This window comes from Olivibacter jilunii (genome assembly GCF_900607235.1).
Taxonomy (GTDB): Bacteria; Bacteroidota; Bacteroidia; order Sphingobacteriales; family Sphingobacteriaceae; genus Olivibacter; species Olivibacter oleidegradans.
Genome location: NZ_LR027848.1, coordinates 831,021 through 845,944, shown reverse-complemented (window position 1 = coordinate 845,944; position 14,924 = coordinate 831,021). Strand labels below are relative to the sequence as shown.

General features: G+C 39.6%; 13 protein-coding genes. 10 read left to right on the top strand and 3 right to left on the bottom strand.

Annotation, left to right across the window (positions count from 1 at the left end; genetic code table 11):
- Positions 1-4 precede the first annotated feature (4 nt).
- Positions 5-1,060 (bottom strand): dual-specificity RNA methyltransferase RlmN, encoded by a 1,056-nt coding sequence (rlmN, locus tag E0E36_RS03575; protein ID WP_041387983.1) that lies wholly within the window; start codon positions 1,058-1,060, stop codon positions 5-7.
- Between the two features lie 176 nt (positions 1,061-1,236).
- On the opposite strand from rlmN, the gene E0E36_RS03570 reads away from it, so the two are divergent.
- The 8 genes from E0E36_RS03570 (at position 1,237) to E0E36_RS03535 (ending at position 10,326) form a co-directional block, all read left to right on the top strand.
- Complete coding sequence (locus tag E0E36_RS03570) at positions 1,237-2,412, top strand: amidohydrolase family protein (RefSeq protein ID WP_130854749.1); 1,176 nt, start codon at positions 1,237-1,239, stop codon at positions 2,410-2,412.
- A gap of 127 nt (positions 2,413-2,539) precedes the next feature.
- A complete protein-coding gene (locus E0E36_RS03565) occupies positions 2,540-2,812 on the top strand; it encodes an acylphosphatase (RefSeq protein ID WP_130854748.1) in 273 nt (90 codons plus the stop codon).
- A gap of 54 nt (positions 2,813-2,866) precedes the next feature.
- Complete coding sequence (locus tag E0E36_RS03560; protein ID WP_130855145.1) at positions 2,867-4,333, top strand: lipopolysaccharide biosynthesis protein; 1,467 nt, start codon at positions 2,867-2,869, stop codon at positions 4,331-4,333.
- Between the two features lie 114 nt (positions 4,334-4,447).
- Complete coding sequence (locus tag E0E36_RS03555; RefSeq protein WP_130854747.1) at positions 4,448-6,160, top strand: tetratricopeptide repeat protein; 1,713 nt, start codon at positions 4,448-4,450, stop codon at positions 6,158-6,160.
- Positions 6,161-6,180: 20 nt separating this feature from the next.
- Complete coding sequence (gene lolB1 / locus E0E36_RS03550; protein ID WP_165446908.1) at positions 6,181-6,966, top strand: lipoprotein insertase outer membrane protein LolB1; 786 nt, start codon at positions 6,181-6,183, stop codon at positions 6,964-6,966.
- Between the two features lie 106 nt (positions 6,967-7,072).
- Positions 7,073-8,350 (top strand): murein hydrolase activator EnvC family protein, encoded by a 1,278-nt coding sequence (locus E0E36_RS03545; protein WP_242627116.1) that lies wholly within the window; start codon positions 7,073-7,075, stop codon positions 8,348-8,350.
- A 152-nt stretch (positions 8,351-8,502) separates the two neighbouring features.
- Entirely contained in the window at positions 8,503-8,691 is a 189-nt protein-coding gene (locus E0E36_RS03540; RefSeq protein WP_013664442.1) for a Sec-independent protein translocase subunit TatA/TatB, read from the top strand.
- A 222-nt stretch (positions 8,692-8,913) separates the two neighbouring features.
- Positions 8,914-10,326: a LysM peptidoglycan-binding domain-containing protein gene (locus E0E36_RS03535; protein ID WP_013664443.1), complete on the top strand. Its 1,413-nt coding sequence runs from the start codon at positions 8,914-8,916 to the stop codon at positions 10,324-10,326.
- Positions 10,327-10,405: 79 nt separating this feature from the next.
- On the opposite strand, the gene E0E36_RS03530 is transcribed toward E0E36_RS03535, so the two are convergent.
- The gene (locus E0E36_RS03530; RefSeq protein WP_013664444.1) at positions 10,406-10,921 is read right to left on the bottom strand and encodes a phosphoribosyltransferase family protein; all 516 of its coding nucleotides are present in this window, start codon (positions 10,919-10,921) and stop codon (positions 10,406-10,408) included.
- Between the two features lie 188 nt (positions 10,922-11,109).
- Positions 11,110-11,688 (bottom strand): C40 family peptidase, encoded by a 579-nt coding sequence (locus E0E36_RS03525; RefSeq protein ID WP_041387987.1) that lies wholly within the window; start codon positions 11,686-11,688, stop codon positions 11,110-11,112.
- A gap of 387 nt (positions 11,689-12,075) precedes the next feature.
- On the opposite strand from E0E36_RS03525, the gene pdhA reads away from it, so the two are divergent.
- Entirely contained in the window at positions 12,076-13,071 is a 996-nt protein-coding gene (gene pdhA / locus E0E36_RS03520; protein ID WP_013664446.1) for a pyruvate dehydrogenase (acetyl-transferring) E1 component subunit alpha, read from the top strand.
- A 51-nt stretch (positions 13,072-13,122) separates the two neighbouring features.
- Positions 13,123-14,763, top strand: coding sequence for a pyruvate dehydrogenase complex dihydrolipoamide acetyltransferase (locus E0E36_RS03515; protein ID WP_130854745.1), 1,641 nt, complete (start codon positions 13,123-13,125; stop codon positions 14,761-14,763).
- Positions 14,764-14,924 lie beyond the last annotated feature (161 nt).

Here is a 14,924-nt window from a genome sequence, read left to right as displayed (position 1 = left end):
AAGCTTACATCAATTGTTCTTGTTTTTCTTTAACAGCTAACTGTCCACATGCAGCGTCAATGTCTTTGCCCCGGCTTCTTCTGACATTGGTGGTTATACCTCTTTTTCTAAGAAACGCCGCAAAGCGATCAATTTTATCCCCTTCCGCATTCTCGAAATCTGCAAAGGCGATGGGATTATATTCAATGATGTTAACTTTACAAGGCAGGTGTTTGCAGAAGGACGCCAATTCTGCTGCATCTTCCAATTCGTCGTTAAAATTGTTAAAAACGATATATTCGTAAGTAACGGGATTTTTTGTCTTGGCAAAATAATATTTTAGCGCTTCGGCCAATGCCTTTAACGAATTCTGCTCATTAATCGGCATGATTTCATTTCTTTTTGCGTCATTCGCTGCATGAAGGGAGAGGGCTAAATTAAATTTCACTTGATCGTCTCCCAACTTCTTAATCATTTTGGCTATTCCGGCAGTTGAAACAGTTATCCTTTTTGCTGCCATATTCAGTCCATCAGGAGCTGTAATCCGTTCGATAGATTTTAAAACATTGGCATAATTAAGTAGCGGCTCACCCATTCCCATATAAACAATATTACTTAGGGGGATCGAATAGTTTTCTTCTGCCTGTTTATTGATTAAAACAACTTGATCGTAAATTTCGTCTGCATTTAAGTTCCGCTTTCTATCCATATACCCCGTTGCACAGAATTTGCATGTTAAACTGCAACCCACCTGGGAGCTGACGCAGGCAGTCATCCGGTCGGGAGTAGGGATTAAAACACCTTCAATAATATTATTGTCAAAAAGCTTAAACGTGCTCTTTATGGTTTTATCAGCACTGTATTGGGATTTATCGATGCGAACAGCGTTGATTATAAAATTCTCTTTCAGCGAATCGCGTAACTTTTTGCTAAGATTGGTCATATTATCGAAATCTACGCACGACTTCATCCATAACCACTCAAAAATTTGCTTTGCACGAAAACTTTGCTCGCCTAAAGCGAGTAAACTTTCCTTCAACTGTTCAAGGCTTAACGATCTGATATCTACTTTCTTTCCCATGTTTTTCACGGTGCAAATATACCGCTTTTTTAACACAAAAACATATAATCCTTTGTTATACAAGTGTGTTAAAGCGTGAAACAAATTTCGTTAGTTTCATATTTTTTGCTAACATTGCCCGTAATTATTAAAAAAAGTAGACGAATTCTTCATATTTTTAGTGAACCTCAGATGTCATGGTAAATTATTACTCGGCAGACTATATTCTTCCCGTTTCTGCAAAACCCATTCATAATGGTATCATTGGGGTGGACGAGAACGGTGAAATTATAGGTGTTTATGAATCAGGAGCAAAAGAAATATCGGATAAAACCATTACGAAACATAAGGGTATTATTACTCCGGGATTTATCAACACGCACTGTCATTTAGAACTTTCCCATCTGAAGGGTAAATTCGCCAAAGGCACTGGGCTAATTCCTTTCATCGAAGCTGTTATTGGGCAACGGAATGCAAACGAGAAGGAAGTTGTAAAGGCCATGCAATCTGCCGACTCGGAAATGAAAAGGAATGGTATTGTGGCGGTTGGTGATATTGCAAACCTTGCTATTTCAAAAGAAACAAAGGAGAAAAGCAGCCTTTATTACCATACCTTTATAGAAATTCTGTGCTTTGAACCGGAAAAAGCGCAAGAAGTGTTTAGAGATGGCTTAGCGCTCTGTGAATCATTCGACGGGCTACCGTCCTCCATCACACCGCATGCCCCTTATTCGGTATGTAAAGAAATTTTCAGGTTTTTAAAACAACTTCATAAACCCGAAACCAATCTGCTCAGTATCCACAATCAGGAAAGCGAAGAGGAGAACAAGCTTTATCGCTATAAGTCAGGGCAATTTATTGATTTTTATCGAAAGTTAAACCGAGATATTGGCTTCTTCAAGGCGCAAGCCAGGGATTCTATTCAAACCATCGTTCCTCTATTACCAAAGCGGCAACCCGTTATGTTTGTTCATAACACGTACACAAACATGAAAGATATTTTTTTTGTGGATCGTTTTGCAGGAAACGTGACCTGGTGTCTATGCCCTAATGCCAATCTGTATATCGAAAACAGGCTGCCAAAAATCGACCTATTTCTGAATCAGGACAGTCCCATTACGCTAGGCACAGACAGTTTAGCTTCTAACGATAAGTTATGCATTTTATCGGAGCTTTTAACACTGCACGCTCATTTCCCGCATTTAAAACTTGAGGATACCTTAAAGTGGGCAACGCTTAATGGCGCCAAATACTTAGGTATTGATCACCAATACGGCAGTCTAGAAAAGGGCAAAAAACCTGGCCTTAACCTCATCAGTCACGCGCAAGGGCTAAAACTGAGCGAAAACTCAACCGTTACGCCCTTAATCTAAAGCATTCATTTTCTGTTAATTGCTATTCGGCATAATTAATCCTATGGAAAAGAGACAAGTTGATTTACAAAAAAATTGCACATTTGTAACATACAGTTTCGACTGTCCTTAAGAAGTATCAGTGCCAATGAAGCATTTAAATATTACCGTTTTCGGAAAAGTACAGGGAGTCTTTTTCAGAGCAGCAACTAAAGCCGTTGCCAATCAGTTAAAAGTCACCGGCTTTGTCAAGAATTTACCCGACGGAAGTGTTTATATAGAAGCAGAAGGAGATGATTTCGGATTGGAGAATTTCTTAGAGTGGTGCCATGAGGGACCGGAACATGCTGTTGTCGAAAAAGTTGAAATTAATTCAGGTGAACTGAAAAACTATAACAATTTCGAAATTCTTAAGCGTTAACATTTTAACTGTCAACAAAAATTGTCTACACTACGAAAATTTGCCGGGCAAACCATGATCTATGGTTTAAGTACGATTATAGCTCGTTTAGTCAATTTTATCCTTACACCTTTATTTTCAAGAAAACTATCCACAGCCGTCTTCGGGATTTTTACCACGATGTATAGTTATGCTTCGCTATTGAACGCATTACTTGCCTTTGGAATGGAAACCACTTTTTTCCGCTACATTCAAAAAAAAGAGGATAATAAGCAGGCTGTTTACAATAATACCTTTCTGATAATTCTTGCTATCAGTTTATGTTTCCTTCTCCTAGTGCTGCTTTTTAAGCAGGAAATAGCGCACTTTATGAATATATCGGACCCAGATCTATCGAGGTATATCACGTATTTTGCACTTATCTTAGTATTAGATGCTATCGCTGTTATTCCGTTCGCAAAAATCAGAGCAGACGGACGCCCGCTAAGATATGGAATGATTAAGTTATTTAACATTTTCATTTTTGTATCCTCTAATTTATTTTTTATCGTTTTCATTCCTTGGGCCATTAAGACAGATCTATCCATTGCTCCATACTTTTCTACTTGGTATCATCCCCAATGGGTTGGTTATGTCTTCCTATCCAATCTAATCGCTAGCGCGGTCACACTATTACTCATGATCCCGGAATTGCTCAAACTGAAATTACGATTCAATGGCCCGTTAGCGCGAGAAATGTTTTCTTATAGTTTCCCTATTTTGATTGCCAACTTTTCATTTATTATAAATGAAAACCTTGATAAAGTATTTTTAGGACAATTATTACCGGATGATATCGCCGAAACGCAAGTCGGTATCTACGGATTGTCGGCAAAACTAGCCGTATTTTTGAGTATTTTCATCCAGGCATTTCGCTTAGGTGCCGAGCCGTTTTTCTTTAGTCAAGCAAAAGAAAAAAATTCAGGTCAAACTTATGCCATCATTATGGATTATTTCGTTATTGCCATGGCAATAGGCATGTTTGGTTTAGTAGCCAATATTGAGATTTTAAAATATTTTATAGCCGGGTCCTCTCTTACAACAAGTATGGAAAATTGGAAAGGATTATCAATTGTTCCAATCCTTTTACTAGGATATATTTTCTTAGGTGTATATATGAGTTTATCTATTTGGTATAAATTATCTGATCAAACAAAATATGGTCTTTATATTTCAGGTACCGGAGCTATTGTTACTATTGTGTTGAATTTGGTTTTTATTCCCTCTTACGGCTTTATCGCGTCAGCTTGGATTACGATGATAACCTATGCCTGCATGATGATTCTTTCTTATGTTTTAGGACAAAAAAATTACCCAATTCCCTATCATACATTTAAAAATTTGACGTATATTGTATGTGCAATTATTTTGAGTTGGTTATCTTTCTACGTATTTGGAAGGAACCTAATAATCGGTAACGGATTGCTTTTGCTCTTCTTAATCGGTATATACTTAAAAGAGGGGCCACAGCTTAAACAATTATTAGGCTATAAGCGAAGATAATGGCCCAACCTTTGCGATAGCGTTAAAGCGATGAAAGGAGAAGTCCGGATATAGGCACTTCCCTACTTGGCCGACTATTGTGAAACGAGTACGATTTAAAACAACAATTGTAAGATGATTTTAAAGAATAAAATATACTGGTTTATATGCCTTTTATTAATAAGTGGACAACAGGTACTTGCGCAAACAGCGACAGACAGCAGTCAGGTAAAGGATTTATATTACCAGGCGCTCAACGAAAAGGCCCGAGGAGATATTGACCTAGCGCAAACTACACTTCACAAGTTGTTAAAGCTAGACGACAGCAACGATGCTGCTTATTTCGAATTAGCCCGATTAGAGTTGGAAGATAAAAATCTAGGTGACGCTGCCATCCATGCAAAAAAAGCAACAACACTAAAGCCAGATAATGAGTGGTATTGGGTTTTGTTGGCAGACATTTACAAACGGATGGAGGATTTTAACTCCCTCCCTCCTATTTTTGACCAGCTGATTCGCATCAAACCCGAAAAGAAAGAGTACTTCTATGATCGTGCTTACGCCCTTTTCCTTAATAATGAGCTTGACAAATCACTACAGGCTTACCATGAAATAGAGCAAAAGTTCGGAAAGGATGATAACATCATTATTGCGCGGCAGGAGATATACTTAAAACAAAAACAACCCAAAAAGGCCATCGAAGAAGTCACCTCTATTATCGAAAAGGAACCGGATAGTACAAAAGGATATCTACTCTTAGCCAACTTATACTTAAAGCTTAACAAGCCCAAGGAAGCTATTAAGGTCTTGGACGAAGGACATGCACGTATCCCCGGCGATCCTTACATTTCTTTAAGTAAAGCGGATGCCTATCACAATTTGAAAGATGAGGAAAAATCCACTCGGGAGCTTCGAATGGCTTTTGCCAGTGAACGGATGGATTTCGAAGGGAAAATGCGCCTATTGATCAGTCTCATGTCTGACCCGAAGAGTAATGAAATGGCACCTATCGTTCGCGATTTAGCGAATACATTAACGATAAGCTATCCAACGGATGCACGTGCTTTTGCTTTATATGGAGATATATTAGCCCAACAAAAACAACTGAAGGAAGCTCGGGAACAATATCTCAAAGCGATCGATATCAACAGCCGGGTGAATACCATTTGGGAGCAACTATTACAGATAGAGCTCAGCTTAGGTATGCAAAAAGAGGCTTTGGCACATGCTTATAAAGCCTCTGCATTGTTTCCGCAACAGCCTTTAACTCAGTTTTTTTCGGGGCATGCTTTCTTTATGGAGAAGAAATATACGGATGCAAGAAGTTGTTTTGAAGCCGCGCTTAATTATGTTGACGAGAAAAACACCCCGTTGCTTACGCAAGTATATAGCAGCTTAGGTGACACCTATCACGCCTTGGATATGTTTGCAGAGTCCGATCAAGCCTATGAGGAGGCGCTTGCCATTGATAGCAACAACGTGGGAACGCTTAATAATTACGCCTACTATTTATCGCTTCGAAAAACCAATTTAGAAGCGGCCGCTAAGATGTCGAGAAAGTCAAACGAATTAGAGCCTAATAATCCGACGTTTCAAGACACGTACGCGTGGGTGCTGTTTCAACAAGGCAATTACGCTGAAGCTTTAAAATGGATCGAAAAAGCAATCACCAATTCAGGGGAAAAGTCCTTTGCGCTCCTTGAACATTATGGTGATATATTGTTTAAACTGGGTAACATCGAAAAAGCCGTTTCCAAATGGAAGGAAGCAAAAGCCACCGGGGAAACTACGGGGGAAAATGTGGAGCTTTTAACTAAAAAGATCGATGCTAAAAAGTATATTGAGTAATGCCTTTTAACCATTCAAATTTGCGAAAGCTATCCATTTTGACGGTTTTATCGGCTAGCTTGCTGATCGTCGCTTGCAAAAGCAAAAAAGTAATAGTCGACGCAACCAAAGAAGAAAGTCGGATCACCTTGGATAATCGGGTATTGGTGAATGGTATCCTTGACAATCAATTGAGCTTCAACACCTTCAGTGCTAAAGCAAAATCGGCCGTTGCCATCAATAAAGACAACTATGATGCAACCTTAAATATCAAGATAAAAAACCAGGAAGCGATATGGATATCTATTACCACCGTCTTTGGAATCGAGGCTGCTCGCGTATTAATCACGCCGACCCGCTTTCGAATGATGAATCGTATCAACGGAACCTACATCGACGAACCCTTTGCCTTTTTACATCAATTTGCCTCCGAAGAGATTACTTATGGTAATCTACAGGCTATGATGGTAGGCAATATGATTGATCAAGCGTTGACTTATTCGAACGAGGCAAAAAAAGGAGATTTAGGTTATTTACTAAGTGGCTTTAAAAATGATTTAAATTTCTTAGTAAGAACAGATGACAATTTCAGGGTCACTAATTGTAGTTTAAGCACTTACAATCAGGAACACCAAGTAAATACGGATTATTCTGATTTTGCATTAATAGGCAAACATCCGGTACCTAAGGATATTCGTTTAACCGCTAATTCATCCGCTGTAAAACTGGAATTACAGCTAAAGTACAATCGTATTGCTTTGAATGAGGCCGTAGAGATGCCATTCACTATTCCGTCAAAATATAAGCCCTTAAGTGGAATACGTTAATCAACAAATGTTTATCGAGATAAAAATATTTTAGTACTTTCGTTGGCAATAAATACGTTAAAATAACGATGTAATGTAATACATCATCAATGATTTGAAGAAGAGAATGATTCGGATAAAGTCAATATGCTGTTTGCTGTTATTTATGGGGATAGGCCTATCTAGTTGGGCACAGTCGAGCGCACAGTTGAAAAAGCAGCGGGAGGCCCTTACACGTGAAATAGAATTATTGAATCAAACTTTACGTTCTACATCAAAAGACAAGTCATTATCGCTCAAACAGGTAAATGCCCTTAACGCCCAAATCAACCTACGGGTGAAAAAAATCAAAACGATTAATAGCGAAGTCAATTTAATAGAGAGCCAGATAGCCAAAAATACCAATACGATCCGCTCCTTGCAGAATGAATTGGCGAAGCTCAAAAAAGGATATGCGTCCATGGTACAGTTTGCGTTTCGCAACTCGAGCGCTTACAATAAATTGATGTTCATTTTTGCTTCTAACGACTTTAATCAAGCGTATAAGCGCCTTAAATACCTTCAGCAATTCAGCGATTCCCGGAAAAAACAAGCAAAGGAGATAGAGGAAACGCAGAAAAGTATTGAGCAAAAAATTGCCGAATTGGCGAGTAATAAAAAGGAGAAAGTAGTACTTCTGAGCGACCAGGAAAAAGAGAAGCAAGCGCTCGACGGCCAAAAATCTGTTAAATCAAAAGTGCTTAACGATCTTACCAAGAAGGAAAAAGAATATAAGCAAGAGCTGAATAAGAAGCAGCAGGAAGATGCGCGTTTAGCACGTGCCATACAGGCGGCTATCCGAAGAGAGATCGAAGAAGCTCGGCGAAAGGCAGAAGAAGAAGAAAGACGACGAGCAGCAGAGTTGGCGAAGAAAAACCCTAATGCGAAGGCTCCGGAGCCAACCGCTAGAAAAACCGACAAAGAGGCGCTCTTGTCAACACCAGAGGCGGCTAAATTAGCAGCAGATTTCACAGGTAATCGTGGGCGACTCCCCTGGCCGGTAGCTTCCGGATCGGTAACGCAAGGTTACGGACAATATACTTATGGAAAAGGTGTTAAAGTTAATAGTAACGGCTTAACCATTCGTACAGCAGCAGGTGCCGCCGTACGGGCCGTATTTGATGGTGTTGTAACATCAATCGTGCAACTCCAAAATCAATATACTGTTATTATACGTCATGGTAATTACTTCACTGTCTATCAAAACATGAAAACGGTCAGTGTTTCCAGAAATCAGAAGGTTTCTGTAAAACAAACAATTGGCACAGTAGCTGTAGATGCGACGGAAGGAACTTCCGATTTACACTTTGAACTGTGGCAAGGAACTTCGCCTATCAACCCAAGTAGTTGGTTAGCGGGAAATTAGCCATACAAGTGGTGAAATGATAAACGATAAAAAATTGTTTATCTAAGCATTTTTACATAAGTTTGTAAACTGGACGTAAGACGATTACGTATATTGAGGAAAGAATAAAAACTACAATGTAGTCATTGAATAAAGATTTTAAATATTGAGTTATGTTAAACACAATTTTGTTACTGGGTATTGGTGGGCCTGAAATAGCAATTATCGTTCTTGCTTTGTTATTATTATTTGGTGGAAAGAAAATTCCTGAGTTGATGCGTGGATTAGGACGCGGTGTGAGAGAATTTAAAGAGGGCCAAGCCGGAACCACGAAAGATGAAGTTAAAGAGGAAAAACAATAATCCCTCATTCTTATAAAGGATAAGCTGTTGTAACATATAGCATGTTGCAGCAGCTTTTTTTATTATTATTTCAAAAAAAAATCAACTTACTATACTAAGTGAGCTGATTAAAACGTTGTTTAAGAAATTATTATCAAACCTCTTTTGAGCGTGGCTCAAAATATGTTAACGTATTTAGCAATAATGAACTGATTTGATAATCAACAGCCTTAAATATAAGACATGATATTGAAAAGATTTTCGGCATTTGCCGTAGGTATGCTATTTTGCGTTCAATTGACGCAGGCAACAACAAGCAAAGATACCGACGAACCTTCGAAATTAAGTGCCTCTTCGAATGTTCTATCTAGCGAAGATTCTACACTCAGGAAAAATTCCCACCCTCACGATCTCTCCTGGTATCTCGCCCCTCAAAATATAAAAAAGCAACTGGACACTTTGCAAAAGGTAATCCCCTTAACGTACAATAGCTATGTCCAATCTTATATAGATGCTTATACGGCACCGCGCTATAAAAACCATCTTTCTAAAATGCTTGAGTTAGCGCAGTACTATTTTCCCATTTACGAGAAAGTATTTGCAGAGACGGATTTGCCACAGGAAATAAAGTATTTATCTATCATTGAATCAGCTTTAAATCCACATGCGGTCTCAAGGGTGGGCGCAACCGGTCCTTGGCAATTTATGTTTGCTACGGCAAAAGCGTTTAATTTAAATATAGACAACTACGTTGATGAACGGAAAGACCCCTATGCCGCGACTTATGCAGCGGCGGCTTATCTAAAAGATGCTTACAACGAATTTGGCGATTGGCAACTTGCAATAGCATCCTATAATTGCGGAAAAGGAAATGTAGCCAGAGCGATACAACGCTCAGGTATTGAAAAACCTGATTTTTGGACCGTGCGAAAATATCTTCCCCAGGAAACACGTAATTATGTGCCCGCTTTTATTGCCATGACCTTCGTGCTAAACAACTATGAAGTATTAGGAATTGCAACACCCTCCGGGAGCGGATCTGCCCTTACAGCGGAGAAAGGTACCGACGTCATTTTGATCGATAAGTTTATTCCATTATCAGGCATTGCAGAGGCGTTAAACCTCGACCTGAACCAATTGATCACGCTAAATCCGGCCTATAAAAAGAGCATCATCAATGGTACACCGGAGGCTCCGAAGCGTTTAGTCGTCCCTGCGGTAGATAAAACCGCTTATGCCAGCTTGTATGCAGCTTTAAATACACCGACCGATGCTCCTGCAAAAGTTATTACAGCATCTAACACCGATAGAAAAGCTATTTATCATCGCGTAAGAAGAGGTGAAAGCTTAAGCTCAATTGCCAATAAATATCAAGTCGAGGTACAGGACTTGAAGGTTTGGAATAGGTTGAGGAGAAATGCCATTGTTCCGGGACAGCGTTTAAAGATCTCCGAACCGGGTTATGCAGCAGGGAAAAAAACGAGCTTGGAAAGAAAATCCGTTAATTACGTAACCTATAAAGTTAAAAGAGGAGATACACTTTCCGGAATCGCCCAAAAATACAGAGGAGCCACTGTCAATAATATAAAAGCAATGAACAATTTAAATGGCTCATCTATCAAACCAGGGATGACTTTAAAGATCAATAGCCTTTAAAAATAAAATATTGCTTATGCATTAAGGGTTGACGCCAGGGTCCTTCAACTGCTGGCGGAAGCCTACCGAGGGCACTCATCTAATGCAGGTACGCAGCGTCCTGTTCGTTTTCAAAACCTTCGAGTGTCACAGAAACATGCTCATTAAGAATGGTAGATAATTTGTGCCCGGAGAAGTCGCTTATAACAGGGAATTTATGATGGCTTCTATCAATTAGAACCGCCGTTCTCAGCTTCTTTAAGGGAACATTCAAAAAAACACCCAAACCATAGGCTAAAGTCCGCCCACTATTCAATACATCGTCCACCAATATTACCACTTTATCTTTCGCCTCACTTACCGAAATATCGGTTTCTGCTTGCAGGGTAGAACTGACTTTATTTAATGAAATGTTGATAAGCTTGACATCGACCGCCAATGAAATTTTTGCTAGTTCTTCTTTTAAGCGACGGGCCAAAACATATCCTCTTTCGGCAACACCCGCTAGAACAATCTCTTTTTCTTCAAAGTTATCTTCTAAAATCTGATAAGCAATTCTTGTAATTTTTTTCTGAATCTGGTCCTTGTCTAAAATCAATATTTTTTCGCTTGCCATAGCATTATTCCTGTGCATAAAAGTAGTAAATTTTTTTTTAAGGTAAAAGGGATGGATATGCGCATTTGTTCATCACTCACCAACTCGCGTTTGGCTAATTGAGGTGATAAGCCAATGAGCAATCACTAAATAGAAAACTACTAACAGTGGAATTAGGCCAAGCCGACTGATTCTAGAAAAATCGATTGCTAATTTAAATGAAGAACGTCTTCCTCTTCCGACGCATTCTCATTCTGTGCTTTCAAGCTCATACGGCCGCCATTGAAATAATAGCGCTTCCAATAAGCTTCATCAAGATTGCTAATCATAACGCCTCTGCTGGTAGAAGCGTGCGCAAATTTCCTGTCACCCAAATAAACGCCAACATGTGTAATACTTCTACTTCTTATTTTGAAGAACACCAGGTCGCCGGGCTTCAGTTCATTTTTGTTGATGGGATCAACTTGTGTATAAATATTTCTTGAATTATTTCCGATCGACGTATTAAACACCTTTTCGTATAGCTCGTAGGCAAACTTGGAACAATCAATGCCCTTTTTTGTTTTACCTCCTAATCGATAGGGTGTGCCAATCCAATCATAAACAAACTGATAAAGCTTTGTATTGGTGGTTGCTGAAGCAGCAATCCCCATTATTTGGGAGAAATACTCTTTGGCTAAATTATCCGGATCTTCGGGTGAATTATTTTTTTCAGTTAAGGTTTGGGCCTGAAGGTTTAGTGACAGAGCACCTAGCAGTATGCATACTACCAAAAGCGTTTTTTTCATTTGAATAAAATTTTTCCAGTTAATGAAGCTTGCATGAGCACATGCAGTCTTCATCTGCGTTAATTTACTTACAGGAAGGTCATTCTTATCCCCCATTGGCTTGATTGACTATCCGTTTAAGGTTAACAATGTTGTTTTTTAATGTAAAAGTTTATCCATGCACTAAAACAGGTGTGTCGCAAATCTAAATGAAAACTTTTATTTTGTCAAAAAAAGCAAACACAATTTTAACATTTTTTTGACATGTGTACTATATACCATACAGGCGAATAAAAAAAGGAGGAGAAAAACAAATAATAATTCACTTTCTCTCACGTACATTCTGTGAATATCGCAACAATTGATTAGATTTGCCTTCCAGTAAATTAAGTACACGAACATAAAGCGATGAGTTCAACACCAATAACAAAAGAAACATATCTAGAGTGGTATAAGTCGATGTTACTTATGCGTAAGTTTGAGGAAAAAGCAGGTCAACTTTACGGTCAACAAAAAATAAGAGGCTTTTGCCATTTATATATTGGACAGGAAGCCGTTGTTGCAGGTGCCATGTCAGTTCTTCGTAAAGAGGACTCCATGATCACTGCTTATCGTGACCATGCCCATGCCCTTGCCAAAGGCATGAGCGCCAATGCGGCTATGGCAGAGTTATTCGGGAAAGTAACGGGTTGTTCGAAAGGAAAGGGTGGATCAATGCACTTTTTTGATAAGGAAAACAATTTCGCGGGGGGCCATGGTATCGTAGGAGGACAAATACCATTAGGTGCAGGTCTTGCTTTTGCCGAAAAATACAATGGTACAGATAATGTTTGCGTTTGTTACATGGGAGACGGAGCTGTAAGACAAGGGTCTTTAAACGAGACCTTTAATATGGCAATGCTTTGGAAGCTTCCGGTAATCTTCGTTTGCGAAAATAACGGTTATGCGATGGGTACTTCCGTTAAGCGGACGACTAACATGATTGACATTTATAAAATGGGCTTAGGCTTTGATATGCCAAGCGCTCCGGTTGATGGTATGGACGTTGTAGCAGTTCATAATGCAATGGACGAAGCCGTTCAGCGTGCCAGAAAAGGGGAAGGACCAACGTTTTTGGAGATTCGCACCTATCGTTATAAGGGACACTCTATGTCGGATCCTGCCAAATACCGTACAAAAGAAGAATTAGAACAATATAAAGAGCGCGATCCAATTGCCGCGGTTAAGCACGCCATTATAGAGAATAAGTATGCCGATGAGCAATGGTTTGATCAGGAGGAAGCCGAAGTAAAACGTATTGTTGATGAAGCGGTTAAATTTGCTGAGGAGTCTGAGTATCCAAACCCGGAAGAGCTATATACAGACGTGTATGTGCAGAACGATTATCCATATATTATGGATTAACAAGAGTGCAATCTTAATAATTTAAATAGATAAAAAACCCCAGATAATATTATGGCTGAAGTAGTTCGAATGCCTAAAATGAGCGACACCATGACAGAAGGTGTAATTGCAAAATGGCATAAAAAGGTAGGCGATAAGGTTAGCTCAGGAGATTTAATTGCTGAGGTTGAAACCGATAAGGCTACCATGGATTTTGAATCCTATCAGGAAGGCACACTATTATATATAGGTCCTAAGGAAGGCGAAGCAGTTCCTATCGATGCTGTAATTGCCGTATTAGGAGAAGAAGGAGAAGATTATCAGGCATTACTTAATGGTAATGGCGGCGCTTCGCCTTCAACTAAAGAAGATAAAAAAGAAGAAGAGGCTCCGGCACAGGAAGAAACAGAAGATGAAGGTGAAGAAGTAAGTGCTGAATCATTAGGTGCAACGGTAATCACTATGCCATTGCTGAGTGATACAATGACCGAAGGCGTAATTGCAGAATGGCATTTCAAGGTTGGCGACAAGATTAAAAGTGATGATGTAATTGCCGACGTAGAAACGGACAAAGCAACCATGGAAGTTACTGCTTATGCTGAAGGCACCTTACTGTACATCGGAGTAGAAAAAGGTCAGGCAGCAAAAGTTAATGATATTATTGCCATTGTAGGAAAAGAAGGTACCGATGTAACGCCTTTGCTTAAACAGAAAAGCAGTAAACCGAAGAAACAAGAAGCTCCTAAAAAAGAAGAAGCGTCAACTAGCGCAGCAAACGAGCCAAGCCAAGCGGAAAGCAAAGAAGTTACTTCTTCTGACTCGTCCCGAGTTAAAGCTTCTCCTTTAGCGCGAAAAATTGCGAAAGAAAAAGGTATTGATTTAAATGAACTGAAAGGTTCGGCAGAGAATGGCCGTATCATCAAAAAGGATGTCGAATCCTTCACGCCTGCTGCTAAACAAAAGACTGAAGCACCGGCTGCTGCTCCAAGCGCCGAAAGTAAGTCTGTTACTATTCCGCAATTTATCGGAGAAGAGCGGTTTACCGAAAAGCCTGTGACTCAAATGCGTAAAACGATTGCTAAACGTCTTTCGGAAAGCTTATTTACTGCTCCACATTTCTATGTAACAGTGAAAGTTGACATGGATAGCGCTATTTCCGCACGGAATAAAATCAACGAAGTTGCTCCTGTTAAGGTGTCTTTCAACGATTTAGTCATCAAAGCTGTTGCCGTTGCGCTAAAACAACATCCTAATGTTAACTCTTCTTGGTTGGGCGATAAAATTCGCTATAATGAGCACGTTAATATTGGTGTCGCTATTGCGGTGGACGAAGGCTTATTAGTTCCTGTGGTCCGTTTCGCTGATGGAAAGACATTATCACATATATCGGCTGAAGTGAAAGATTTTGCACAACGTGCTAAAGCCAAAAAACTACAGCCGAAAGACTGGGAAGGCTCTACCTTTACGGTTTCTAATCTGGGTATGTTCGGCGTCGACGAATTTACCGCCATCATTAATCCACCTGACTCTTGTATATTAGCCATTGGCGGCATACAACAGGTACCGGTGGTTAAAAACGGTGCGGTTGTCCCAGGTAACATCATGAAGATTACTTTAAGCTGTGACCACCGTGTAGTAGACGGTGCTACAGGGGCCGCTTTCTTGCAAACTGTTAAATCACTGCTAGAAGAACCCGTTCGGTTATTAGTTTAAAAAATTCAAATAGAAAAAAGGCATCTCCTAAACAGGCAGATGCCTTTTTTCATTTAGCGATGATGAGCCTGCCGGTCGGGACCGATCCCTTTATCATTCTTTCGAACCTAGTATAACAGAAAAATCACACGCAAAGTTGTTAATTCAAAACTTTATTTACG